Origin of the sequence: Neobittarella massiliensis (ex Bilen et al. 2018) (assembly GCF_014269355.1) — a bacterium.
Classification (GTDB): domain Bacteria; phylum Bacillota; class Clostridia; order Oscillospirales; family Ruminococcaceae; genus Neobittarella; species Neobittarella massiliensis.
The window spans coordinates 37,016-62,003 of the sequence record NZ_JACOGI010000002.1; the positions used below are offsets into that span (position 1 = coordinate 37,016).

The window sequence follows — 24,988 nt, forward strand, 5'->3', positions numbered from 1 at the left end:
GCGCCGGCACAGATCTTCTCCGTACCGGCGCATCATCCATCTTCTTCTACTTTTACTCTTCTACCTGCTTTTGCTGCCGCTGACTGCGCAAAATGCGCTGAATAGATTTCTCCGACAAAAAGTACTTCTTCGCCAGCGCCCGGGTTGGGCAGCCGCTCTGGTGCTCGCGGTAGATGGCGGCATCCCGGCGAGCCAGCTCGTCTCGCAAAGTCGTATTGCTCCCCCAGCTGCCTCGCTTCTGCGCCACTCGGGGGATGTAGATATAGGCGCCGTCCACATAGTCCTGTACCTGTCGCAACAGGTCCTCGGGCAGTATCTGCGCCGCTTTTATGTAACTCATGCCTGCTCTCCTCGCTCGGTAACTTGGTGTTCAGGTTATAGAGAGCGAGCAGGGGCCTCCCGCCGCTGTGCGGGTTCCTGTATCTTTGTAGTTTTCTCTATTCTGCCCCTGCTACGCGGCAGTTGTCTTTGGTCCAGTCATATCAAGTCTGCTCCTTTGTGTGTAGATTGCTATCCATCTCTGTACCGCATCAGCAGTCCCCAAACACAGGTATAGGGGGCTTTGGCGTACCACTGGTACCCAGTACCCAGTACGCAGTACATAGCACGCGATGCATAGGCGTTTTCAGTATAGCACTCGCCGGTCGGCACTGTCAAGCATTGCCCACTCTGTGCGCTACTGTCTCCCCTCTTTACCTGAAAAACCCAGCTTTTCCCCGCCGTACCTATTTGCCCGCAAAAAAAGAGCAGCCGACGGCTGCTCCTCGTCACGATCTTCATCGCGGCAAACTGCCACTCTACTTGGCCAGCGGTATGCGAATGTTGTACTCGATGTAGTCGCCGCACTGGGTGGTATTGGCCACCGCGTCTACCCCCGCCTGCTTCATCATATCGATTGCCTTACCCACGGTATTCAAAAAGATGCGCACATCCTTCACAATAAACAGGTTGCGCCGCTGGGGCTTCTTTGCGGCCATCTCCATCTTCTCAATATACTCCTCGGTCTGCACCACGTTCAGGTGCCGGGCACACACCGTCTGTGCCACCTCCATGCGGTGGGCGCGGTCCACCGTCAGCAGTGCCCGGGCATGCCGCTCCGATAATTTTTGTTCCACCACGTATTTCTGCAGGTCCTCTTCCAGCCCTAACAGCCGCAGCTTGTTGGCCAGCGTCGATTGGGCCATACCCAGCCGGGCCGCCGCCTGCTCCTGGGTAATGCCCCAGCACTCGATCAGCTTTTTAATGCCCCGGGCCTGCTCAAAATAATCCAGATCCTGCCGCTGAATATTCTCCAGCAGGGCAAAAACAGCCGACTGCTGCTCGTCAGTATCCACGATGATGCAGTTTATCTGCCGCAGCTTGGCCAGTTTGGTAGCCCGCAGCCGCCGCTCACCCGATATCAGCTCGTAGCCGTCGCCCACCTCCCGCACGGTAATGGGCTGCAACAGCCCATTTTGGCGAATGCTCTCGGCCAAGCTGATCAGCTCATAGGCGTCAAAGCGCAGCCTGGGTTGGGCCGGATTGGGCCGGATCTGCGATACCGGCAGCGATACTACCTTACCCACCACTTTTTTGCGGCTAAAAACCATAGACATCTGTACTTCCCTCCGTGTGCTCTCTCAACAGCTGCAGCCTCTCCCCTTTTCCCGGGGAAATTCGCCTTTTACCAGCCGTATTTACTGCTCTACTGTCTCTTTTTTCCTGCTGCTGCACCATATTTAGCCTACTCTGGCCTATTCTGTCCGCATTTTGGGCTGGACCGGTCAAAGTCTGGCCTATGTTTGGCCTGTCCACCTCGGTGACCTTTTTGTCGCCACCGGGCAAAAGGTGTAAGCTCATGCAGCTTTTTTCTGTAGTTTCAGTGTATCACACGGGAAATAAGATTTCCATTATTTTCCATCTACCAATACCGACAACAGCTCCCCCATTTTGTCATCAGCTGCCGCCGCTACAGCGGGGATTTTTTGATTTTTCCCCCGTTCCTCGGGTATTTTGTCGGGGTTTGCGATATTTTTTTCACCGCGATGATGGTCCGGCGGCTGTCGTCGGGCAGCGCACAGTGCCGCACCTCCTGCACCTGTCCGCCCAGCAGCGTTATAGCCCTCTGCGCCTGGGCCAGCTCCTGCTCGCCGTCGGGCCCCTTCAGGGCGTAAAAGGTCCCCCCCACCTGCACGTAGGGCAGGCAGTACTCGCACAGCACCGCCAGGTTGGCCACCGCCCGGGCGGTGGCGCAGGGGTACTGCTCCCGGTACATCCGGTCGCGGCCCGCCTCCTCGGCGCGGGCGTGTACCAGCTGTACCTCATCGCCAAAGCCCAGCTTTTCTGCCAGCTGCTGCAAAAACACCAGCCGCTTTTGCAGGCTGTCCAGCAGCGTCAGCTGCAAGCTGGGGTCAAATATTTTTGCCACCATGCCGGGAAATCCCGCCCCGGTGCCGATATCGATCAGTGCAGTCCCGGTCGGCAGCAGTTTGCAAAACAGCAAACTGTCCAAAAAGTGCCGCTGGGCGATCTCCTCGGCGCCAGTGATGGCCGTCAGGTTCACCTTCTCGTTATAAGCCACTAAAAATGCAGCGTAGGTGTCCAGCTGCTGCAGCTGGGCCGGGCTCAGCTCTATGTCCTCTGCCGCCGCTATGCGGTGCATATACGCTGTGTCGATCATCCTACTGCCCCCCTTGTGCGCGCTGGCTCATCCAGATCAGCAGCACCGATATATCGGCCGGCGACACGCCGGATATGCGGGAGGCCTGGCCAACGTTCAGCGGCCGTATGCGCTGCAGCTTTTCCCGCGCCTCCAGCCGCAATCCGGCCATCTGCGTGTAATCTATATCTGGTGGCAGCAACTTTTTCTCCAGCTTTTGCATCTGCTCCACCTGCTGTTTCTGCCGCCGTATATACCCCTCGTACTTCAGCGTTATCTCCACCTGCTCGCGCACCGCTGCCGGCAGCGGCGGGCGCTGGGGGTCAATGGGTGCCAGCGCGTCGTAGCACACCTGGGGCCGCCGCAGCAGGTCGGCCAGTTTGGCCCCGCTGGTCAGCGGTACCGTCCCCAGCTCTTCGAGCAGGCTGTTCACCGCCGCCGTCGGCCCCACCGATACCGCCGCCAACCGCGCGATCTCCTGGGCGATCATCCGCTCCTTCTCCCGCAGCGCCGCATACCGCTCCTCCGATATAAGGCCGATCTCATGGCCGATAGGGGTCAACCGGCTGTCGGCGTTGTCCTGCCGCAAGATCAGCCGGTACTCGCTGCGCGAAGTCATCATGCGGTAGGGGTCGCTCACCCCTTTGGTCACCAGATCGTCGATCAGTGTGCCGATATACGAGCTGGAGCGGTCCAGCACCAGCGGCTCTTTTCCCTTTACCGTCAGGGCGGCATTTATGCCCGCCACCAGTCCCTGGGCCGCCGCCTCCTCATAGCCGGAGGAACCGTTGAATTGCCCGGCCCCGTACAGCCCCTCTATCTGTTTGCAGGCCAGCGTGGGGTCCAGTTGGGTGGGGTCCACACAGTCGTACTCGATGGCGTAGGCGTGGCGCATGATCTCGATGTGCTCAAAGCCCTCGATGGTGCGGTACATCTGCAGCTGTACATCCACCGGCAGCGAGGAGCTCATCCCCTGCAAGTAGTACTCGTCGGTAGATAGACCACAGGGCTCCACAAAGATCTGGTGCCGGGGCTTGTCGGCAAAGCGCATCACCTTGTCCTCGATGCTGGGGCAGTAGCGGGGTCCAATGCCCTCGATCTTGCCGCCGTACAGCGGCGAGCGATGAATGTTTTCGCGTATGAGCTGGTGGGTGCGCTCGTTGGTGTAGGCCACATAGCAGCGCACCTGGTTTTTTAACTGCCGCTGGCAGGCAAACGAGAACGGCACTACCTGCTCGTCCCCATCCTGGGGCTCCAGCTTCGAAAAGTCGATGCTGCGGCGGTGCACCCGGGCCGGGGTACCGGTCTTAAAGCGGCGCAGCACAAGGCCCTCCCGCACCAGCGCCGCCGACAGTTCATCCGCCCCGCGGCTCTCGTCCGGGCCGCTGCGGTAGGCGCTGTCGCCCACATACACCACAGCGTTTAAAAAGGTGCCGCTGGCAATGATCACTTTCTTGCAGCCGTACACCGCCCCCAACTTGGTCACCACCCCGGTCACCCGGTGGTCCTGCACCACGATATCCACGATCTCCGCCTGCTTTACCTCCAGCTCCGGCTGGCTCTCCACCACCTGTTTCATATAGGTGTGGTAGGCCACCCGGTCCGACTGCACCCGCAGGCTGTGCACCGCAGGTCCTTTGCCGCGGTTGAGCATGCGGCTCTGCAAAAAGGTGGCGTCGGCGGCCAGCCCCATCTGCCCCCCCAGCGCGTCGATCTCCCGCACCAGGTGGCCCTTGGCCGTCCCCCCGATCGAGGGGTTACAGGGCATGTTGGCGATAAAGTCCAGCGATATGGTAAACAGCACCGTGCTGCAGCCCAGTCGGGCTGCGGCCAGCGCCGCCTCCACTCCGGCGTGCCCGGCCCCAATGACCGCCACGTCGTAATCGCCCATGTGTAGTGTCTCCATAACTGCCTCCGTCTCGCGCTGTAACTGTATATATCCTCTATTTGCCCACACAGAAGTTGGCAAACACCGTGTCGATCACCTGCTGGCTGGCGCTCTCGCCGGTCAGCTCCGACAGCGCCTCTACCGCCGCATCGATATCCACCGCCACCGCATCATAGGTCATGCCCATCTGCAGGGCCTGTCGTGCTCCGCGCACCGCCGCCAGCGCCTGTACGGCGCTCTGCCGCTGGCGCTCGCCCACCAGCACCCCGCTGTCCATATCCAAATGTCCCAGCGCAGTAGCCGTGTAGATGGCCTGCTGCAGCTCCTCCAGCCCCTGGCCGCTGCTGGCCTGCATCAGCACCACCTGGGGAACTTTTTCGCGCAGTTCATCCAGATCGATGGCACAGGGCAGGTCGGTCTTGTTCACCACCACTACGGCCGGCCGGCCGGCTATCTTTTCCAGCAGCTCCCAGTCCTCGCCGGCCAGTGGGGTCGAGTAGTCAAACAGCGCCAAAATGAGCGCCGCTCGGTCCAGCTTCTGCACCGAGCGCTCCACCCCGATGCGCTCCACCGGGTCGTCGGTCTCGCGCAGTCCGGCGGTGTCGGCCAGCCGCAGTACCACCTCGCCCAGCTCCACCACTTCCTCCACCACGTCGCGGGTGGTGCCCGGTATCTGGGTGACGATGCTCTTGTCACAGCCCGCCAGCAGGTTCATCAGCGTCGATTTGCCCACGTTGGGCCGCCCCACAATGGCCGTCTCTATACCCTGCTGCAGCATCTTGCCGGTATCAAAGCTATCCAGCAGCGCCGCCAGCCTGTCCTCCGCCAGCCCCAGCGTCTTTCCCAGCACCTGTCCCTCCAGGTCGGGGATGTCCTCGTCGGGGTAATCCACATAGGCGGCCATCTGCGCCGCCACCTCCAAAAGCGACTGCTTAATGGCGCTGGTGGTGCGGTACAGCCGCCCGTCCATGGCCGATAGCGCCGCCGCCACCCCCTGTCTGGTCTTGGCCGATATGAGTTCCATCACCCCTTCGGCCTGGGTCAGGGTCATCTTGCCCCCCAGCACCGCCCGCTTCGAAAATTCGCCCGGCCCGGCCATCACCGCCCCGGCGTCCAGCACGCAGCGCAGCACCTCGCGCAGCACCGCCACGCCGCCGTGGCAGCTCAGCTCCACCACGTCTTCACCGGTATAGCTGTGCGGGGCGCGAAAAAACAGCGCCACCGCCTCGTCGACGGTCCGCCCCCGGTCATGAATGTGCCCAAACAGGGCGGTATAACCCTTCTGCTGCCGCACATCTTTGCCCGATACCGGGCTAAACACCTTGCCGGCGATCTCATAGCTCTCGGGGCCGGAAATGCGTATCATCCCCACACCGCCCATCGCCAGCGGGGTGGCGATGGCTGCAATGGTTGTATCCATAGGTATTCCCTCCTCTTTGTGCGCTGCCGCGCACCGGTATCTCCTGGCAAAAAGTAGGGAGCAGACACCAAGCTGTCTGCTCCCACTTGTTTTGTAACGTGATGCGAGCCGGTCTACAGCTCTGCCGGCGCCCGCCGGCCGCCCAGTTTTACAGGTCGATCTTGCCGTACAGCGGCAGGTCGATGTCCGCGTCGTCCAGATCCGACTTGGGCGCCGCCGTCACCGGCTTTTGGCCGCTATCCTGGGGCAGTACGTGATCGCGGGAGCTGAACTCGCGGCGGGGCGGTCTGGGCCCTCTCCCGCGGCTGCCGCTGCGGCGATCGCGCCGCTCCGGGCGGTCCGGCTTTCTCGGGTTCTGCGAGCTGATGACCACCTTGCGGTAGGGGTCCTCCCCCACCGAGCGCGAGGTGGCCCCCTCTACCGTCTGCACCGCCGAGTGGATGATCCGCCGCTCATAGGGGTTCATGGGCTCCAGCGTCGTCGAGCGCCCGCTCTTCACTGCGCTGGCAGCGATCTTCTTAGCCAGCGCTTCCAGCGTCTGGCGGCGCTTCTCGCGGTAGTCGCCGCTGTCCACCGTCACCTTCAGGTAGTCGCCGCCGCCTTTGTTGCAGCACAGCCCGGTCAGGTACTGGATGGCGTCCAGCGTCTCGCCGCGCCGCCCGATGAGCATGCCCACCGAGCCGCCTTTCAAGTTGAGCGTCAGGTTGCTGTCACAGAGCTGCTGCTCGATGCTCACGTCCTCGATCTGCATCTTCTCCAGCAGCCGGGCAATGTAATCGCAGGCGATCTGGGCTTTGTGCTGTCGGTTCGCTTCCACCTCGGCCGGGTCGCGCTCCGGGGCCGGCTGCTCCTGCTCGCCGGCCGCTGTCGGGGCGCTCTGCTCCTTAGCTGCCGGCGCGCTCGCCGCAGCTGGCGCCGGGGCGGGTTGTCCGTCGCCGGGATCCTCTATGTACACCCGCACCTTGGCCGGCGTGCTGCCCAGCAGGCCAAACAGCCGCTTTTGGGGCATCTCCAGCACCTCGATGAGCACCTCGTCCTTTTCCAGGCCCAGCTCCTCACAGCCCAGCCGGATAGCCTGTTCCACGGTACCTGCCGTTTTGATCGTCTCTCTCATGATCTTCTCCCCCCTGGAAGTGCAGCCCTACTTTTCCTGTGGGTCCTCGTTTATATCGCCGTATTTCTTGGCGTCCAGCTCGCGGGCCTTGGCCAGCCGCAGCCGGTTGATCTCCTTTTCAGACAGAGTTTTTTCCACGACCTTCTTGCTGCCGGTCTTTTTGTCCTCCACTTCGATCTTTACCTTTTTCTTCTTGCTCTCCTGCACCGCCTTCATCTTTTCCTCGTAGGCCACTGCCAGCTTTTTGGGGTTATAGATGCGGTTGAGCAGGTAGCTCTGGCCGATGAGGATCACGTTCTGAAAGATCCAGTACAGGCCAACGCCCATGGGCACCTGAAAGGCAAATACCGCCGAGAAGATGCTCATGCCGTACAGCATGAATTTCGAGGTGTTGCCGCCGGCGCCGGCCGCCATAGCTTGTCCGGAGCCGCTGAATTTCATCGAGCACACCGACGACAGGATCATCGACAGGCCGGCCAAAATGGGGATGAGCAGCGCCGCATTAAAGGCCAGCTGCGGCATCTGCGACAGGTCCAGGCCAAAAAAGCTGAAGTTGATCTCCTGGATCTTGGTCATCTGCCCGGCCGAGAAGATCTTGCCGAAGGCGTCGGGGCTCGTCTGCACCGCCGAGATCAGGCTGACTTGCGGGTTGATCGAGTTGACGGTGATGCCCGGCAGCTCCTTGGCGATCTCTATGCCCTTGGTGATCACGTCCGACGGGATGCGGATGATGTGGGTCAGGGGCTTGTAGATCACGTCGATAAGACCAAACAGAATGGGGAACTGGATCAGCATCGGCAGGCAGCCGCCGGCCGGATTGTACCCGTAGTCCGAGTACAGCTTCATCATCTCATCCTGTTGTTTTTTCTTGTCGTTGGCGAATTTCTTCTGGATCTCGGTTATCTTGGGCTGAAATACAGCCATCTGCGCCGTCGACTTCTGCTGTTTGACCGCCAGTGGAAAGAGCAGCACCTTGGTGACCAGAGTAAACAGCAGCAGGGAGAGCGCGTAATTGTGGGTGAGGTAGTAGCACCCCTGCATGATATACCCCAGCGGGTAGCCGAATATTTCGCTGATAAAGTTCATTCACAATTCCTCCGTTTGGAATTTGCCCGATGGTGTTTAGGGGGCGGCACGGGGTCGTACCCACCCTTAGAAAAGGGATTACAGCGCAAAATGCGCCAGATCGCCAGCAAACTGCCCTTGAGTGCACCGTGGGTGCTGATGGCCTCGATGGCGTAGGCCGAGCAGGTGGGGTAAAAGCGGCAGCTGGGTGGTGTCGCCGGCGAGATGTGCTTCTGGTAAAAGCGGATGAGCGCCGTGAGCAGCTTTTTCAAGGTTTTAAAAGGCCTGCCTTTTTTAAATTTTTCTTCATGGCGCTCTCGATGGCCCACTCTTTTACGTGGGGGGTCTTGCCGCGGGCCACAAAAACGATGTCGTAGCCCGGTCTTATCTGGGGCAGCAGTGCCCGGTAGGCCTGCCTGATCACCCGCCGGGCGCGGTTGCGCTGCACCGCCCCGCCGATCTTCTTGCTGGTGGTGATGCCCACCCGGGTATATCCCAGCCGGTTTTTAAAAATATATGTGACAATAAGGGGATGCACGACCGAGCGTCCCCTCTTGTAAGTGCGCAAAAACTCAAAGTTCTGGGTCAGGGTGATGATCTTCCCGCCCGGCGCCGTGTTTTCTATTCTGTCACCGGCCGCAGCCGGCGCGCTGTCGCGCATTACACCGTCCATGTATTTCTCTTTATTCTGGGTAAAATGGGGCAAATACACCTCTGCGCCCCAATGCCAGCTCTATGTGGCAGCGGGGCGCAGGGCCGACTTACAAAAATACTCCGCACAGAAAAACAATAGCCACAACGCAACACATTGTGGCCATCGATTAGTAGCTTAAACGTTTTCTGCCTTTTGCCCTTCTGTGAGCGAGCACTTTCCGGCCGTTGCTGGTTCTCATTCTCTTGCGGAAACCGTGTTCTTTTTTTCTCTGTCTCTTTTTGGGTTGATAGGTTCTGAGCACTTGTAAACCCTCCTTTCGAGGCGAAACCTTGCATTTAATTAGTATATAGGCTGCTCACCGTTCTGTCAATCTTTTTTTCTAAAAAAACCGATGACTACCGCGTTTTTCGGGGGTCCGGCCGCCTGTTGTCGTCTCTTTTGGCCCCCGTTTTGGCCCGGCGGGGCCGCTCGTCCTCTTCCACAGCTCCCCACAGCACGCCCCAGCTGCCCCGGGTCCCCGCGGCAGCCTAGCAGCCGCCGTGCGCCCGCAGTCTGCCTGGCACACCTCTGGTGGGCGGCCGAGCGGCTGTCGAGCGATGACCGGGCAGCGGGCATTTCTGCCCCCGCTTCTTTTCCCCATCACCCCGTTGCCGCTGCCGATGCCCCCCTGCTGTCTTTTCCACATTCCCGCCAAAATCTGCCCGATTTGCCCTGTTTTTTCCTATTATATATACCGCGGGGTTTTGGTGTTTAATTGTTGATAACTATGTGGATTTTGTGTTAGAATGGGAGAGTGAATTACTATGACCTTTTTGGAGGATGGAAAACCTATGGAATCATTTAGCGACGTGTGGGAACTGGTGGCGCACCACTGCAAGACCCAACTCAGCGATATGGTGTACGATCTGTGGATCAAGTGCATCGAACCCATCAAATTCGAGAGCGACACCGCCCTGCTCTATGTGCGCAGCAAATTCCAGCAGGAGCTGATCGAGGAAAAATACCTCGACATCATCAAAGAGGGCTTTTTAAACGTGCTGGGCTTTGACGTACAGGTAAAGATCAGCTGCGACGCCAAGCTCAAAGAGGGCCATGTGGAGCACCCGGCCTCTCCGGCAGTGGCGGCCCCCTCCATCGCCGCCGGCTCCTCGTCGGCCACCTTTACCAAAGAGTTTACCGGCGGCGGCGACTACGACTACACCTTCGAGTCATTCGTGGTCGGCTCCTCCAACAACTTCGCCCACGCGGCGGCCATGGCGGTGGCGGCCAACCCCTCCAATGTGTATAACCCCCTGTTCATCTACGGCGACTCCGGCCTGGGCAAGACTCATCTGCTGTTTGCCATCTGCAACGAGATCAAGAAAAACGACCCCTCCACCAATCTGGTCTACGTCAAGGGTGAGGAGTTCACCAACGAGATGATCTCCGCCATCGCCGCCGGCACCACCATGGACTTTCGCAACAAGTACCGGGTGGCCGACGTGCTGCTCATCGACGATATCCAGTTCATCGGCGGTAAGATCTCCACCCAGGAGGAGTTCTTTCACACCTTCGAAACACTGTTTTTATCCGGCAAGCAGATCGTGCTCTCCTCAGACAGGCCTCCCAAAGAAATCAAAACACTGGAGGACCGGCTGCGCTCCCGCTTCGAGTCCGGCCTGCTGGCCGATATCCAGCCGCCCGATTTCGAGACCAGAGTGGCCATCATCCGCCGCAAAGCGGAGCTGCTGGGCCTCAATCTGCCGCCCGAAGTGACCGAGTTCATCGCCAACCGCATCAAAAACAACATCCGCCAGCTGGAGGGCGCCGTCAAAAAGCTCAACGCCTACAAAATGCTCGAGGGCATCTCCCCCACCGTGGCCGTGGCTCACACCGCCATCAAAGATATCCTCAGCGACAACCAGCCCATCCCGGTCACCGTCGAGCGCATCATCAACGAGGTCTCGCGCACCTTTAACGTCTCCCCGGCCGACATCAAATCCAAAAAGAAATCGGCCAACATCTCCAGCGCGCGTCAGGTGGCCATCTACGTCATCCGCGAGGTGACCCAAATGCCCATGAAGGCCATCGGCGTCGAGCTGGGCGGCCGCGACCACTCCACCATCGTCTACTCGCTGGGCGAAGTCAAACAAAAACTCGAGCACAACCAGAAGTTTGCCGAGACCATTGAGGACATCATCAAAAACATCAAAAAGTAAAGCTGGCAGGGGAAAAAGTGTTCCTATACCGCGGTGCGATATTTCGTGTCGCCCTCTGCCGTCCATGCAATTTTATGCGCATAATCATTCCACCATTTCTTTCACCATCCTTTAACATTTAACAACCGATATTCCACCGAAATGTGGACATCCTCTTTTCCCCCTCATATTCCACAATTTCACAAACAGACATTCTACATGTCCAAAAAAAGTGAAAAACTGGGCTGTACAGGCCTATTTCCACCCCCGCCTAACAATTCCACCGACACTACTACTATTACTATTTCTTATATATTTTCTTCTCACCAGAAAGGAGCGTTTCCATGAAATTCGTCTGTGACCGGCAATCTCTCAGCGAAGCGATGTTGAACGTACAAAAAGCCGTGCCGGGCAAATCCAACATCCCCGCCCTCGAAGGCGTGCTCGTGCGCACCGAGGAAGACGGCATCACGCTGTCGGGCTACGACCTCGAGCTGGGCATCACCACCCGCATCCCGGCCGAGGTCAGCGAGCACGGCACCATCGTCCTATCGGCGCGCCTGTTTTCCGACATTATCCGTAAACTGTCCGACCAACAAGTCTCAGTCGAGGTCAACAGCCAGCTGCTCACCACCATCAAGACCCAGCAGACCGAGTTCACCATCATCGGTATCGACGCCGACGAGTTCCCCGAAATGCCCGACCTCGACGGCGAAATCACCCTCTCGCTGGATCAGCTCACCTTAAAATCGATGATCGACCAGACGCTGTACGCCGTGGCCCAGACCGATCAAAAACCGGTACACACCGGCATCAAATTCGAGGCCGAGGACGGCATGCTCACCCTGGTCACTGTCGACGGCTACCGCCTGGCCCTGCGCCGCGAGCACGCCGACACCCACCAGAACTGCCAGTTCATCGTCCCCGGCAAAGCCGCCAGCGAGATATCCAAGCTGGTCAAAGACTCCGACGAGGTGGCCGAGATCTACCTCTCCGACAAACACATCCTCTTTAAAGTAAACGGCTACCACATCATCTCCCGCCTGCTCGAGGGCAACTTCCTCGACTATAAAAACTCCATCCCCAAAGAGTCCGAGACCACCGTCCTCTGCTCCACCCGCGATTTTATCGACAGCGTAGAGCGCGCCTCCATCATCATCAGCGACCGCTTTAAAAATCCCCTCAAGATCACCTTCGAGGGCTCCACCGTCTCGGTGCTGTGTAAAACGCCGCTGGGCAAGGTGCAAGATGCCTTTACCGCCAACAAGCAGGGCGACGACGTCGAGATCGGCTTCAACAACAAATACCTGCTCGACGCCCTCAAATACACCCACTGCGACGAGGTCAAGCTCTCCTTCGGCGGCTCGCTGGCCCCCATGACCATCACCCCGCCCGAGGGGGACAGCTTCCTCTTCCTGGTGCTGCCGGTGAGGCTCAAAAATGAAAACTGAGATACCGATCCACACCCCGTTCATCAAGCTGGATGCACTGCTCAAATTTGCCGGCCTGTGCGCCACCGGCGGCGAGGCCAAGATCCGCATCACCCAGGGTGAAGTGACCGTCGGCGGCCAGGTCTGCACCCAGCGCGGCAAAAAGATCTACCCCGGCGACACAGTGTGTCTCCAGGGCCGCGAGATCGAGGTAACGGCGTGCGATTAGAAAGTCTCCGGCTGTGCGGCTACCGCAATCTGCAGGAGGTGCAATTTACCCCCCACGTGGGGGTAAACATCGTATTTGGGGACAACGCCCAGGGCAAGACGAACCTGATCGAGGCCATCTGGATGCTCACCGGGGCCAAGAGCTTTCGCCCCGGCCGCGAGCGCGACCTCATCCAAAAAGGGGCCGCCCAGGCCCGGGTAGAGGGCGCCTTTTTTGCCCAGGACCGGCATCAGACCGCCGCCATCACCCTGGGCGATAAGCGGGGCGTGCAGCTCAACGGGGTCGAGAAAAAAAGCGCCAGCGCGCTGGCCGGCAGCTTCTGCTGCGTGGTGTTCTCCCCCGCCCACCTCTCCATCGTCAAAGACGGCCCCCAATTGCGGCGCCGCTTTCTCGACGGCGCCATCTGCCAGATACGCCCCCAGTTCATCACCGCCCTGTACCAGTACCGCCAGGCGCTGGCCCAAAAAAATGCCCTCATCAAAGACCTCTATAAAAACGCCGAGCTCTACGACCTGTTGGCGGTGTTCGACGAAAAGCTCTGCCAGCTGGGGGTGCGGGTATACCAGATGCGGCGGCGCTACTTTGCCGCTCTGTCTAACTGGGCCGGCCAGATCTACAGCGGTCTCTCCGGCGGCCGGGAAACGCTCACCCTGTGCTACGACAGCGTCTTTTCCGGCGACGAGCAGGCGCTCGACGCCCCACAGCTGCAGCAGCTCTACAGCCAGCGCCTGCAAGAGGCCAAAAAAGACGACCTGCGCGCCGGCTACAGCACCGTGGGGGTGCACCGCGACGACCTGCGCTTTCTCATCGGCGGGCTCGACTGCCGTCTCTACGGCTCTCAGGGGCAGCAGCGCAGCGTGGCGCTGGCCCTCAAATTGGCCGAGGGCTACCTGCTGCGCGAGTTTATCGGCGAAACGCCGGTGATGCTCTTAGACGACGTGATGAGCGAGCTCGACCCCAGCCGCCAAAACTACATCCTCAACCACCTGGAAGACGCACAGGTATTCATCACCTGCTGCGACCGGGCCCCCATCGAGCAGCTGCTCACCGGCCGCGCCTTCTATATGAAAAGCGGCCATCTCGAGCCCTGCGGCAGCGAGGAGGACTAGACGTGTATATCCATCTGGGGCAGGATACCGTGGTGCGCACCCGCGATATCGTCGGCATCTTCGATATCGACAACACCTCGGTCTCCAAAGACACCAAAAATTATCTCAAACGATCCGGCACGCGCGGCCAGGTGCGCAACGTGTGCGGCAGCGGCGACATCCTCGATATCGGGTTGCCCAAATCGTTCGTGGTCATCACCGGCCCCGGCGGGCCCATCACCTATATAAGCCCTATCTCGCCGGCCACCTTAAAAAAACGGGTGGCGGCCAGGCGGCGGCTCCCGCGCGCCAAACATCGATAATACCGTCTGCCCCAGGGGCGGACTTTTACACGGAGGGATCACTTTGGAAAACATGCCAGAGAACATCAAGCAGGAGAATCGGGCCTACGACGGCGAACAGATACAGGTGCTCGAGGGGCTGGAGGCAGTTCGCAAGCGGCCGGGCATGTATATCGGCTCCACCGGCAGCCGCGGCCTGCACCACCTGGTGTACGAGATCGTCGACAACGCCATCGACGAAGCCATGGCCGGGTACTGCGACCGCATCGGCGTCGAGATCTTGCCGGGCAACTGTATCCGCGTCACCGATAACGGCCGCGGCATCCCGGTCAGCATCCAGCCCAAAATGGGCATCCCGGCAGTCACGGTGGTGTTCACCGTGCTGCACGCCGGCGGCAAGTTCGGCGGCGGCGGGTACAAGGTCTCTGCCGGCCTGCACGGCGTGGGCGCATCGGTAGTCAACGCCCTGTCCGAGTACCTGGAAGTCTGGGTCCGCAAAGAGGGCAAGATCTACTACCAGCGCTTTGAAAAAGGGGTCGCGATCGGCGATCTGGCGGTCATCGGCGACTGCGGCGCCGACGAGAGCGGCACTACGGTGCTCTTTCACCCCGACAGCGAGGTATTCGAGGACATCCAGTTCGAGTTCGACGATCTGGCGTCCCGGCTGCGCGAGCAGTCCTTCCTGAATGCCGGCGTCAAAATCGTGCTGGAAGACAAGCGCGACGAGGAGGATCCGGTCACCGAGGTGATGCACTACGAGGGCGGCATCCGCAGCTTCGTCGAGTACATCCACAAGAAAAAAGGCCTCGATGTGGTCCACCCCGACGTCATCTACCTGTCCGGTCAAAAAGAGGACGCCATGGTCGAGGTGGCGCTGCAGTATAACGACAGCTACAACGAAGTCATGCTCTCTTTTGCCAACGACGTGCACACCACCGACGGCGGCACCCACGAGCAGGGCTTTAAGGCTGCGCTCACCCGCGTATTCAACGAGTACGGCCGCAAAAACGGCATCCTGAAAGACGCCGACAAAAATCTCTCCGGCGAAGACGTGCGCGAGGGGCTCACCACCATCATCAGCGTCAAGGTGACCGAGGCCCAGTTCGAGGGCCAGACCAAGGCCCGCCTGGGCAACACCGAGATCCGCTCCATGGTCGACAGTCTGGTGTACGACAAGCTCTCCACCTATTTCGAGGAGAACCCCGCCACCGTCAAGCTCATCTTCGACAAGGCCCTCACCGCTGCCCGCGCCCGCGAGGCGGCCCGCCGCGCCCGCGATCTCACCCGCCGCAAAAACGCGCTCGAGACCGCCGCGCTGCCCGGCAAACTAGCCGACTGTGCCAACACCGACAACGTAAACACCGAGATCTACATCGTGGAGGGCGACTCGGCCGGCGGCTCGGCCAAAATGGGCCGCGACTCCAGCTTTCAGGCCATCTTGCCGCTGTGGGGCAAAATGCTCAACGTCGAAAAGGCCCGCATGGATAAGGTCTACGGCAACGACAAGCTCACCCCCATCGTGCTGGCGCTGGGCTGCGGCATCGGCGACGACATCGACATGAGCAAGATCCGCTACGGTAAAGTGGTCATCATGGCCGATGCCGATGTCGACGGCTCCCATATCCGCACCCTGCTGCTCACCTTCTTTTTCCGCTACATGCGCCCCCTGCTCGAGGACGGGCGGGTATATCTGGCCCAGCCGCCGCTCTACAAGATCTTCCGCGGCAAAAAGGTCTATTACGCCTACAGCGACAAAGAGCGCGACGACTACATGGCAAATCTCGAGGGCAAATGGGAGATCGCCCGCTACAAAGGCCTGGGCGAGATGAACCCCGAGCAGCTGTGGGAGACCACCATGAACCCCGAAAACCGCATCATGATCAAGGTGGAGGTGGAGGACGCCGCCCGCGCCGACGAGATCTTCACCATCTTGATGGGCGACAAGGTGGCCCCCCGCAAGGAGTTCATCGAGAAAAACGCCAAATACGTCACCGACCTGGATATCTGATATCCGCCGGCGTGCAGCCTTTTTTCGCGGCAAATCTAACAGTTTGGAGTACCACTATGCAAGAAAACCTGCAACTGACCTATATCAACGACCAGGACGACTGGTATGAGTTCTCGCTGTTCGAGCAGTACTGGAGCTGTCTCGACGATCGGGATCACGCCTCCCGCAGCCTGATGATCCAAATGTTTTTCGTGCTGGGGTTCACGGTGCTGTTCACCTTTGCCCCCTTTATCGATAAAAACTACCTCTGGATCTCGCTGGTGGCCTCGGCCATGTTCTTTATCAAGTTTTTTTTCGAGTACTTTTCCGGCTACGACGCCGACTACAAAAATATGAAACGGCTCTACGAGAACCTGCGCGACCACAACATCGTCAACATCTACGACGAGAAACTCACCGTCGATTTCGGCGACAGAGAGATCAACATCCGCACCGACGAGTACCGCCGCTTTTTCGAGTGGGAGGACGTGGAGTACATCCAGGAGACCGACAACCTCATCATCCTGCGCATCCGCGCCTCCAACAAAAAAAATCTGCAGGGCTTCCAGCGCCTCATCATCTCCAAGCGCTATATCTTCCCGCAAAAGCTCGAGCAGCTCTGGGCCCTTTTAAACGAGAAAAAGGCCCAGTATCATATCCCCCAGCTGCTCCCCGACGAGGTGATGAATAAATTGGTGCTGCCCACCAAAGAGAGAGGATAGGTCTCACAGCATGCAACGACCAACACCAGATAAAAAAGAGCCGCTCCTACAGGTACAGTTTCAGGTATCTCTGGCCGACTTTTACGCCTTTAACCAGCACGTCACCGCCGGCCTCATAAAAAAGAGCAAAAAAAAGGTCACCACCTTCGGCATACTCGAGGTGGTCATGGCCATCGTCTTTATGGTCACCAATCTCGTCACCAAAGACCAAAATGCCTTTTTCATGATCCTGTCGGTATCCATGCTGGCCATGGGCCTGTTCTCCATCTTCTTTTATCCGCTCTTTTTCGAGCGGCAGATGGCCAAGGCAGTCAAAAAAAATTACCAGCAAAACGACTATTTTAAAGAGCCGGTCCAGCTGACCTTTTACCGCGATGCAGTCAGCGAGCGCTCCTGTGTCGGTGAGGGAAGCCTCCAATACAGCGAGATCAAAGACGCCTACTGGCTGGGCGAGAACCTCATCCTCAGCCTGTCCGAGACCGGCGGCTACATCCTGCCCGGCGACCAGATCGAGCGCGCCACCCTCGAGCAGGTAAAGTCGCTCATCGACGGGCACATCAAAAAATAACGGGCCGGCGCCGCCCCTTTTAACGAGGAAGGTAGATCCATGGCATTACCCATACAGCTGCACTATCAGCTCGACCGCGATCAGACCCGCGAGATCTATATGATCGTGGGCGGCAAAAAAGAGAAAAAACTCTATTTTTGGATGTTTGGCTTTCTGGCCTTTGGCTTTCTGTGCAACATCCTCTATATCATCACCACCCGCACAAAAGTGGGCTCCGGCCAAAACACCTTTATGGGGGCCGACTGGCAGAGCATCATGTCCTCGGCTTTCGTCATCGTGGTCTGCGTCTGTCTGGCGCTGTTCTACCACGCCTTTTCCCGCCGCCGGCGGGAGGAGATGATCGACCTGCTCGAGCAGCAGTTTTCCGACAACACCATCGTCCTGGGGGCCGAGAGCTTTCGCTACCGCAGCGTCTCCTCCCGTCCCGGCAGCTACGATGCGCTGCTCGCGCAGAGCGAGCGCGGCCAAACGCCCAGCAGCCGTGTCAAAGAGATCTATCTCGACTACGAAAAGCTGTACGAGGCCCACGAGAACGACCACTACTTCCTGCTCATCACCGGCAAGCAGGAGTATGTGCCCATCCCCAAATCGCTCATGAAGAGAGAGGATTTCGCCGCGCTCTCCCGGGTCCTGACCCGGGATCTGGGTAAGTGGTTTATCAAAAACGGCCGCCCCAACGTAGAGGTGGAGATGCAAAAGGTATTCGGCCTCACCGAGGACCGCAGCCGCGACAAAAAGTAACACCGGGCGCCGCCAGGCGCCATACAGGCCGCTAGCGGGCGCCAAACGGCCGCCCCGGGCCTGTCTTTGCACATACATGTACATTCGGCACCGATCACCGCACGGGTCGGCCGCACCCCCCAGCCGGGGGCCCGGCCGGCAGGATCGCTAGAGAAATGGGGAGAACTATGGAGAACGATAAGACCAAGGTCATAGTAGTCGACATCGAAAAAGAGATGAAAAAGTCGTACCTCGACTACTCGATGGCCGTGATTGTGGGCCGCGCGCTGCCCGATGTGCGCGACGGCCTCAAGCCGGTGCACCGCCGCATCCTGTACACCATGTTCGAGCGCGGCCTCACCGCATCCAAAGGCTTTAGAAAATGCGCCGATACCGTCGGCGCCGTGCTGGGCAGCTACCACCCCCACGGCGACGCCGCCGTGTACGATGCGCTGGTGCGCCTGGCACAGGATTTCTCGCTGCGCTATCCGCTGGTCAACGGTCAGGGCAACTTCGGTTCCATCGACGGCGATCCCCCGGCCGCCTACCGTTATACCGAGGCCAAGATGGCCAAGATGGCCGAGTTCATGCTCACCGATATCGAAAAAGAGACGGTCGACTTTAAACCCAACTACGACGACCGCCTGCAGGAGCCGGAGGTACTGCCCTCCCGCTTTCCCAACCTGCTGGTAAACGGCTCTACCGGTATCGCCGTGGGTATGGCCACCAACATCCCGCCCCACAACATGCGCGAAGTCATCGACGGCATGGACTTCCTCATCGACCACCCCGATGCCTCGGTGGCCGAGCTGATGGACTACATCAAGGGCCCCGACTTTCCCACCGGCGGCATCATCATGGGCTACTCCGGTATCCGCGCGGCCTACGCCACCGGCCGCGGCAAGATCACTCTGCGGGGCCGGGCCGAGATCGTAGAGGGCAAAAACGGCCGCAGCCAGATCATCATCACCGAGATCCCCTACATGGTCAACAAGTCCCGCCTGGTCGAGAGCATCGCCAACCTGGTCAAAGAAAAGCGGGTCGAGGGCATCTCCGGCCTGCGCGACCAGTCCAACATGGCCGGTATCAAGATCGTGGTGGAGCTCAAAAAAGACGCCATCCCCCAGGTCATCTTAAACCAGCTGTACTCCTACACCCAGTTGCAGGATACGGTGGGCGTCATCATGCTGGCCATGTGTAAGGGAGAGCCCAAGGTGCTCACTTTAAAAGAGATGCTCGAAAACTACATCGAGTTTCAAAAAGACGTGGTCACCCGCCGCACCAAGTACGACCTGCGCAAGGCCCAGGAGCGGGCCCATATCCTCGAGGCGCTGCACACCGCGCTCGACTATATCGACGAGGTCATCGATATCCTGCGCTCCTCCAAGTCGATTGCCGAGGGCAAAGAGCGGCTCATGGAGCGCTTTGGCTTCGACGACGTGCAGGCATCGGCCATCGTCGCTATGCGCCTGGGCCAGCTCACCGGCTTAGAGCGCGAAAAGATCGAGGAAGAGTTGGCTGGTCTCATGACCCTCATCGGCGAGTTAGAGGCCATTTTGGGCGACGAGAGCCTGCTCATGCAGAAGATCAAAGATGAGGCCAACGCCATCCGCGAGAAGTACGGCGACGACCGCCGCACCGAGATCGCCGCCGTCAGCGGCGAGGTGGATATCGAGGACCTCATCCCGGTCGAGCAGTGCGTGCTCACCCTCACCCGTTTCGGCTACATCAAGCGCCAGCCGGTCAGCACCTACAAGGCGCAAAAGCGCGGCGGCCGCGGCATTGCCGGCATGACCCGCCGCGACGAGGATTTCGTCGACGAGCTGTTTATCTGCTCCTCTCACGACTATGTGCTGTTCATGACCAACAAGGGCCGTATGTACCGCCAGAAGTGCTACCAGATCCCCGAGGGCTCCCGCACCTCTAAGGGTATCAACATCGTCAACCTCCTGCCGCTGGAGGAGGGAGAAAAGGTCAACTCCATGATCCGCGTGTCCGAGTTTAAAGACGACGAATACCTGGTCATGGTAACCAAGCACGGCATCGTCAAGCGCACCCCGCTCAGCGAATACCAGACCAGGCGCCGTGGCGGCATCATCTGCATCTCGCTGGAAGACGGCGACGAGCTGGCCTGGGTGCGGCAGACAAACGGCCACCACCAGCTCATCGTGGCCACCAAAAAGGGCCGCGCGCTGCGCTTCGACGAAAACGACGCCCGTCCCCTGGGCCGTACCGCCCACGGCGTAAAGGCCATCACGCTGCAAGACGGCGACGAGGTGGTGGGGATGGCCCGGGTGCGCGAAGGGGCCACACTGGCCACCGTCACCGAGCACGGTCTGGGCCGCCGTACCGATCTCGACCAGTACCGCCTGCAAAACCGCGGCGGCAAAGGCATCACCAACTACAAAGTCAGCGGTCAGGGCGGCGACGTCTGCGGCATCAAGGTGGTCGATGAGGACGACGATCTCATCATCATCTCCTCCAACGGGGTCATCATCCGCATGAACGTCTCCGACATCAGCATCCAGTCCCGCTACGCCCAAGGCGTGCGGGTCATGCGGGTGGCCGAGGACGAAAAGGTGGTCACCGTGGCCAGAGCCGAGCGCGAGGAAGAGGAAGACGCCGGCGAGGAAAGCGTCGACGACCAGCAGCTGCCGGTCCCAGAGACCGAGTCCCCTGCTGCCGGCTCCGAGTCCCCCGATACCGAGCAGGCGTAAAAGCATAAAAAAGAAAAGAGGCGCTGTCATGGCAGCGCCTCTTTTTTTGTCTATTTCGTGGTAGATCGCCCCGTTTTTACAATTTGGTAACATTTAAAGCGGTGCTCTTTACCGCTCGGCCATCGCCGCCAGCAGCACTGCCAGCGCCCGCTCTTTGTCCACCGTGTAGGCCACAGAGGTGGGCGCATCCTTTTTCGCCGTCGCCCGGTGGTCGCACAGCAGCTGCCCATCCGATATGCTGCCCCCGATATCGATATCGCAGGGGATCTGCTCCTGACAGCTGATCACCGACGGGTCGATGACTGCACACACCGTCAGCGCGTCGTGCACCGCCGTCCCATTTGTATCGGCGTTGCCTTTCATCTCCTCGAATTCCAGCCGATGGCGGATCAGCTGGCCGGCAAATTCACCGGCCGGGGTACCCAGATCTAAAAATTTCTGTGCATCCGCCCAGTCGAAGCGGGCCGAGCCGGTGGCGTTCAGGGTCAAAATGCGCACTTTGGCGCCGCAGCCCAACACGATCTTGGCCGCCTCCGGGTCGGCATAAAAGTTAAATTCCGCCGCGGCGGTGCGGTTGCCCAGGTTATCTCCCCCGCCCATACACACGATCTCCTCAATGTGCTCCACAATGCTGGGGTCCATGCGCAGAGCCATAGCAATGTTGGTGCAGGGCCCCACCGGTATCAGCGTCACCTTCTCGGTGCTGTGGCGCAGCGCCTGTACCAGATAGGCCGCCGCCGGCATCTCCTCGGCGCGGCAGGTGGCCTCCGGCAGGTCCAGCGTCTTCTGGTGCAGCGAAAACTCCTTGCCGTCTTTTATCATTTTTTGCACGTCCTGCTGCCCGCCGTTTTGCGAGCGGCCCGGCAACAGCTTTTTCACCATGGGCTCGCTGCTGCCGGCATATACCGGTACCCCGCCCCCCATGTACGATACCACCCGCAAGGTGTTGTCCAGCGTGTAGCACAGCGGCTGATTGCCGTGGGTCACAGTCACCGCCATCAGCTCGATCTGCGGCGACCGCATAGCGGCCATAATAGCCACAGCGTCGTCCGAACCGGTATCCACATCTAGTATCACTTTTTTAGGCATAGCAATAACTCTCCTTTTTCAAGATGCGCCCTTATCGTATAAAGGCAATACCTAACATGGCCATAAAGGCACCTTGTCGTATCGCACACCAATAGTATAGCACTGCGCAGGGTACTTGCCAATGGGTTGAATACATAGTATACTGTTTTTTATAAGATCAGCGAGGTGGAACTCTATGACCGATATCGGCTATTACGATGGGCAGATCGGCCCTATCGATACCCTCAAAGCACCCATCACCGACCGGGCGCTCTACTTTGGCGACGGCGTGTACGACGCCGCCGTCTGTCAAAACGGCCGCCTTTTTGCCCTCGATGAACACCTGGACCGCTTTTATGACAGCCTGCGCCTGCTGCGCATCCCCGCCCCCATGGAAAAAAGCAGGCTGTCCCAGCTGCTGTGCGATCTGGCCGGCCGGGTCGACCCGGCCCACAGCTACCTGTGCTACTGGCAGGCCAGCCGCGGTGCGGCCCCGCGCAGTCATGCCTTTCCCCAAAACAGCGCGCCAAAACTCATGGCTTTTATTCAGCTGATGCCGCTGGACGACGTAAAAAAGCCCATGCGTCTCATCACCGTGCCCGACACCCGTTTTCTGCACTGCAACATCAAAACGCTCAACCTCATCCCCAATGTGATGGCCTACCAGCAGGCAGTCGAGCACGGCTGTGACGAGGTGGTGTTTCACCGATACGGCCGGGTCACCGAAGGGGCCCACTCCGGCATCGCCATGTTTCGCGGCGGCGTGTTCTGCACCCCGCCACTAGACGCCTATATACTGCCCAGCATTACCCGCAAACACTGCCTGCAGCTGTGCGAACAGTTGGGTATCCCCACCAGCCAGCAGCCCTTTACCCTGGAGGAGCTCATGACAGCCGACGAGGTGCTGGTGCTCTCCACCGGCTGTATGGGCGCACCGGTAGCCAGTATCGACGGGTGCCCGGTCGGCGGGCGGGCCCCGCAGCTGCTCGGCCAGCTGCAGCGCGCCTACTGGAAAAAATACACACAGCAGATGCAGCTGTAACTGTAGGGCTCTCTACTACAGCTCCATAGCGCCAAAAATATTCGGGCAGGCGGCCAAAAACAGGGCCGCCTGTCCCTGTTTTTATACTCGCTTTTTGGGGCGGCACAGGGCTCAGCGGCGCGGCCGACACCTGCACATTGTTACAAAAAACATTTGACAGGTGGTTTATAATAAAGATGTATCCAGGGCGGCCGCCCGGCAGAAGATGCAGCTTTCTCCTCTGCCCCGGCCGCCCCATTTTCGGAGGCATTATGGACTTTTTAGACGTCATTTTAGACACCCTCAAAGATGCGGCCAAAATGCTGCCCTTTTTATTGGGGGCCTACCTGCTCATCGAGTATTTTGAACACCGCTCCACCGTCAAACTGCACGCCGTGCTCGATAGGTTCGGCCCTCTGGGCGGCGCCGTGCTGGGGGTCATTCCCCAGTGCGGTTTCTCGGCGGCCACCGCCAATCTCTACAGTCGGGGCCTGGTCACTGTGGGCACGTTGCTGGCGGTATTCATCTCCACCTCAGACGAGGCGCTGCCGGTCATGTTGGCCCACCCCGACCGCATGAAGGACACGCTCTTTTTGCTGGCGGTAAAAACGGTACTGGCTCTCATCGTCGGCTTTGTGGTCGATCTGCTGCTGCACCGGCCGGTAGTGGTGCGCAAGTTGGGTGAGGAGCAGTCTCCCGAGGGGCACGACTGCCAGCAGCACGGCGCCGGCTGCAGCTGCCACCGCGGTCACCAGCACTCTATCTGGCGCTCGGCCATCAGCCACACACTGCAGATCTTTGTCTTTATCCTGCTGTTCATGCTGGCCTTTAATCTGCTCATCTCTCTGGTGGGTACCGCCTTTATCGAAAAGCTGTTGCTGCAAAACAGCCTGTGGCAGCCGGTGCTGGCAGCGGTCATCGGCTTTATACCCAACTGCGCCGCCTCGGTACTGCTCACCGAGCTGTACCTGGCCGGCAGCATCACCTTTGGCTCGGTCATCGCCGGCCTCACCACCGGTGCCGGGGTGGGCCTGGTCATGCTGTTTCGCTACAACAAAGATCTGCGCCAAAACGGCAAGATCGTACTCACCCTGTTTGCCGTGGGCTCGCTTTCCGGTATCTTGCTCCAACTTATGGTGGGCTAGATGTCAAAAAACAGCGGCAAACGGTAGGCACTGTGCCGGTATACAAACCGCCACCTCCAGGGCTATAATGGGCCTTGGAGGTGGTTTTTATGGTATCCAGCGGCTATGTAGTGTGTATCGGCCGCAGTATCCGCGACGATTACTACCGCATCGATACACTGCCGGTGCTGGGCGGCAAGGTAAATGCCAGCTATCTCGAGTGGCGTCCCGGCGGAGGTATGGCCAATACCGCCAGCGTAGTGGCCGCTCTGGGCAGCCGCTGCTATATGCTGGGCGGCATGGGGCAAGACGACTACACCCAGCCGCTGATCCAGTCGGTGGCTAAATACGGTGTGTGTACCGACTACCTCGATATCTATCCCGGCCGCCCCAATGTCGTGCACCAAATACTGCTCTACGGCGAAGAGCGCATCATCCTGCTGCAAAAAATGCCTTACCGTCTCATGGTGCGCGATACACCGGCCAAGCGGGCACTGCTGCAGGGCGCCAGTTTCGTGTACTCCGATATGCTCTCCTATAAATTTCTGCCAAACGATCACCAGCTCTTGACGCAGCTGGCCGCCGGCGGTACCCGTATCTTCGTCGACGCCGAGCCCACCTCCGCCACCGATAAAAGCGACGACGATTTCTACCTGCAGCTCGCGTCGGTCATCAGCTTTAATCAGGGCGCGGTCGATTACTATTTTGGCGATCGGGGTCAACAGGGCGTGCTCGATCTCATCGGCGACAGCGATAAGATCGCGCTGCTCACCCGGGGCAAAGACGGGGTGCTGGTCTGCACCCGTAATGGCTGTACGGCGGTGCCCGGCTACCCGGTAAGGGCAGTAGACACCACCGGTGCCGGCGATACCTTTAGCGGCGCCTTTATGCACGCCTTGCTGCAGCAGCAAGATCCGGTCCAGGCGGCCCAGTTTGCCTGTGCGGCCAGTGCCGTGTGCGTCTCGTCGGTCGGCGGCCGCAGCGGCGCCGTCAGCCGCCGCCAAGTGACCGAGCTGATGGACCGCTATAAAAATATCGTTTAAGGGGGTCACGCC

At 59.5% G+C, this 24,988-nt stretch carries 24 protein-coding genes; 13 read left to right on the forward strand and 11 right to left on the reverse strand.

Annotation, left to right across the window (positions count from 1 at the left end; all coding sequences use genetic code 11):
• Positions 1-52: 52 nt before the first annotated feature.
• The 10 genes from H8K20_RS09310 to rpmH form a co-directional block, all read right to left on the reverse strand.
• Entirely contained in the window at positions 53-340 is a 288-nt protein-coding gene (locus H8K20_RS09310; protein ID WP_186488257.1) for a CD3324 family protein, read from the reverse strand.
• A 457-nt stretch (positions 341-797) separates the two neighbouring features.
• Positions 798-1,595, reverse strand: coding sequence for a ParB/RepB/Spo0J family partition protein (locus tag H8K20_RS09315; RefSeq protein WP_243206428.1), 798 nt, complete (start codon positions 1,593-1,595; stop codon positions 798-800).
• Between the two features lie 353 nt (positions 1,596-1,948).
• Entirely contained in the window at positions 1,949-2,659 is a 711-nt protein-coding gene (rsmG, locus tag H8K20_RS09320; RefSeq protein ID WP_105205928.1) for a 16S rRNA (guanine(527)-N(7))-methyltransferase RsmG, read from the reverse strand.
• A gap of 1 nt (position 2,660) precedes the next feature.
• Entirely contained in the window at positions 2,661-4,544 is a 1,884-nt protein-coding gene (gene mnmG / locus H8K20_RS09325; protein ID WP_243206429.1) for a tRNA uridine-5-carboxymethylaminomethyl(34) synthesis enzyme MnmG, read from the reverse strand.
• 37 nt (positions 4,545-4,581) lie between these two features.
• On the reverse strand, positions 4,582-5,946 hold the full coding sequence (gene mnmE / locus H8K20_RS09330) for a tRNA uridine-5-carboxymethylaminomethyl(34) synthesis GTPase MnmE (protein ID WP_186488258.1): 1,365 nt from the start codon (positions 5,944-5,946) through the stop codon (positions 4,582-4,584).
• Positions 5,947-6,094: 148 nt separating this feature from the next.
• Complete coding sequence (gene jag / locus H8K20_RS09335) at positions 6,095-7,060, reverse strand: RNA-binding cell elongation regulator Jag/EloR (RefSeq protein WP_243206430.1); 966 nt, start codon at positions 7,058-7,060, stop codon at positions 6,095-6,097.
• Between the two features lie 27 nt (positions 7,061-7,087).
• On the reverse strand, positions 7,088-8,146 hold the full coding sequence (locus H8K20_RS09340) for a YidC/Oxa1 family membrane protein insertase (protein ID WP_105205924.1): 1,059 nt from the start codon (positions 8,144-8,146) through the stop codon (positions 7,088-7,090).
• Entirely contained in the window at positions 8,143-8,397 is a 255-nt protein-coding gene (yidD, locus tag H8K20_RS09345) for a membrane protein insertion efficiency factor YidD (protein ID WP_207204839.1), read from the reverse strand. The genes H8K20_RS09340 and yidD overlap by 4 nt, the downstream gene beginning before the upstream one ends.
• A complete protein-coding gene (rnpA, locus tag H8K20_RS09350) occupies positions 8,394-8,798 on the reverse strand; it encodes a ribonuclease P protein component (protein ID WP_243206431.1) in 405 nt (134 codons plus the stop codon). Before rnpA ends, yidD begins: the two co-directional genes overlap by 4 nt.
• Before the next feature lie 148 nt (positions 8,799-8,946).
• Positions 8,947-9,081 (reverse strand): 50S ribosomal protein L34, encoded by a 135-nt coding sequence (gene rpmH / locus H8K20_RS09355; protein WP_105205922.1) that lies wholly within the window; start codon positions 9,079-9,081, stop codon positions 8,947-8,949.
• Between the two features lie 529 nt (positions 9,082-9,610).
• Between rpmH and dnaA the strand changes: the two genes are divergently transcribed.
• The 10 genes from dnaA (at position 9,611) to gyrA (ending at position 20,720) form a co-directional block, all read left to right on the forward strand.
• Positions 9,611-10,978 carry a chromosomal replication initiator protein DnaA gene (dnaA, locus tag H8K20_RS09360; protein WP_105205961.1) on the forward strand — a complete coding sequence of 456 codons (1,368 nt, stop codon included), beginning with the start codon at positions 9,611-9,613 and terminating at the stop codon, positions 10,976-10,978.
• Between the two features lie 323 nt (positions 10,979-11,301).
• A complete protein-coding gene (gene dnaN, locus H8K20_RS09365) occupies positions 11,302-12,408 on the forward strand; it encodes a DNA polymerase III subunit beta (RefSeq protein WP_186488259.1) in 1,107 nt (368 codons plus the stop codon).
• Entirely contained in the window at positions 12,398-12,616 is a 219-nt protein-coding gene (locus H8K20_RS09370; RefSeq protein ID WP_105205920.1) for an RNA-binding S4 domain-containing protein, read from the forward strand. Before dnaN ends, H8K20_RS09370 begins: the two co-directional genes overlap by 11 nt.
• Positions 12,607-13,725 (forward strand): DNA replication/repair protein RecF, encoded by a 1,119-nt coding sequence (gene recF / locus H8K20_RS09375; RefSeq protein ID WP_105205919.1) that lies wholly within the window; start codon positions 12,607-12,609, stop codon positions 13,723-13,725. Before H8K20_RS09370 ends, recF begins: the two co-directional genes overlap by 10 nt.
• 2 nt (positions 13,726-13,727) lie before the next feature.
• Entirely contained in the window at positions 13,728-14,027 is a 300-nt protein-coding gene (gene remB / locus H8K20_RS09380) for an extracellular matrix regulator RemB (RefSeq protein WP_105205918.1), read from the forward strand.
• 52 nt (positions 14,028-14,079) lie between these two features.
• Positions 14,080-16,014: a DNA topoisomerase (ATP-hydrolyzing) subunit B gene (gene gyrB / locus H8K20_RS09385; protein ID WP_186488528.1), complete on the forward strand. Its 1,935-nt coding sequence runs from the start codon at positions 14,080-14,082 to the stop codon at positions 16,012-16,014.
• Between the two features lie 56 nt (positions 16,015-16,070).
• Positions 16,071-16,715, forward strand: a complete 645-nt coding sequence (locus tag H8K20_RS09390; protein WP_105205864.1) for a YcxB family protein — start codon at positions 16,071-16,073, stop codon at positions 16,713-16,715.
• A 10-nt stretch (positions 16,716-16,725) separates the two neighbouring features.
• Positions 16,726-17,283: a hypothetical protein gene (locus H8K20_RS09395; RefSeq protein ID WP_154866524.1), complete on the forward strand. Its 558-nt coding sequence runs from the start codon at positions 16,726-16,728 to the stop codon at positions 17,281-17,283.
• Between the two features lie 39 nt (positions 17,284-17,322).
• Entirely contained in the window at positions 17,323-18,024 is a 702-nt protein-coding gene (locus tag H8K20_RS09400; RefSeq protein WP_186488260.1) for a YcxB family protein, read from the forward strand.
• A 167-nt stretch (positions 18,025-18,191) separates the two neighbouring features.
• Positions 18,192-20,720: a DNA gyrase subunit A gene (gene gyrA, locus H8K20_RS09405; RefSeq protein WP_186488261.1), complete on the forward strand. Its 2,529-nt coding sequence runs from the start codon at positions 18,192-18,194 to the stop codon at positions 20,718-20,720.
• Between the two features lie 108 nt (positions 20,721-20,828).
• Here gyrA and H8K20_RS09410 read toward each other — a convergent pair whose 3' ends face one another.
• The gene (locus H8K20_RS09410; RefSeq protein WP_105205868.1) at positions 20,829-21,809 is read right to left on the reverse strand and encodes a nucleoside hydrolase; all 981 of its coding nucleotides are present in this window, start codon (positions 21,807-21,809) and stop codon (positions 20,829-20,831) included.
• Between the two features lie 175 nt (positions 21,810-21,984).
• Here H8K20_RS09410 and H8K20_RS09415 point away from each other — a divergent pair, with 175 nt between their 5' ends.
• From H8K20_RS09415 to H8K20_RS09425, 3 genes are all read left to right on the forward strand, one after another.
• Positions 21,985-22,830 carry an aminotransferase class IV gene (locus H8K20_RS09415; RefSeq protein ID WP_186488262.1) on the forward strand — a complete coding sequence of 282 codons (846 nt, stop codon included), beginning with the start codon at positions 21,985-21,987 and terminating at the stop codon, positions 22,828-22,830.
• A 251-nt stretch (positions 22,831-23,081) separates the two neighbouring features.
• Positions 23,082-23,954, forward strand: coding sequence for a putative manganese transporter (locus H8K20_RS09420; RefSeq protein WP_186488263.1), 873 nt, complete (start codon positions 23,082-23,084; stop codon positions 23,952-23,954).
• A gap of 89 nt (positions 23,955-24,043) precedes the next feature.
• A complete protein-coding gene (locus tag H8K20_RS09425) occupies positions 24,044-24,976 on the forward strand; it encodes a carbohydrate kinase family protein (RefSeq protein WP_186488264.1) in 933 nt (310 codons plus the stop codon).
• Positions 24,977-24,988: the final 12 nt, after the last annotated feature.